Consider the following 480-nt stretch of genomic DNA (forward strand, 5'->3'; position numbering starts at 1 on the left):
ACGGGTAATCCATAAAAAGACTCCTTTTCCCTTGTCTGCTGTCCATGACTGCTGCTCAAATCGAATATCATCAAATCCTAATTTTTCAAGCATCCCTCTGTATTCCTCTGGAATTCTTTCATTCACAAAACCCATAACGGTTCCTCCTTATTATTTTTTTCTTATATTATACCGGACTTACGGTTTTTTCGGAAGCGTTTTTAAAGACAGATTCCTAAATTCTATCCAGTTTTGGTAAATTTGTGCAATAAAAAAAGACCTTGCGGTTACTTGTTTATCCTATCTCCATCCGCTCCCTTTCCGCTAAGATCCAGAAATTCGACATCTCCTGCAGCTCCGGGATAGGATCCCCGGTAGAAGGTCGCAGTCTCCTGGATGCGGACTGAGGCCTCCGCCACCTTTTGGAAGCGCTGCTCTGGAGTCAGCTTTCTCAGTTCCTCGACCGGTACGCCATTGATAGCTGTCACACCCGGATGCCGG

Annotated in this window: 1 protein-coding gene; it reads right to left on the minus strand. The window is 45.0% G+C overall.

The window, feature by feature from the left end; all coding sequences use genetic code 11:
- Positions 1-266: 266 nt before the first annotated feature.
- Positions 267-480 (minus strand): hypothetical protein (locus tag STRDD11_RS13820; RefSeq protein WP_164828516.1); only part of this gene is annotated, 214 nt, incomplete at its 5' end.

It is taken from the genome of Streptococcus sp. DD11 (assembly GCF_001578865.1).
Taxonomy (GTDB): Bacteria; Bacillota; Bacilli; order Lactobacillales; family Streptococcaceae; genus Streptococcus; species Streptococcus panodentis.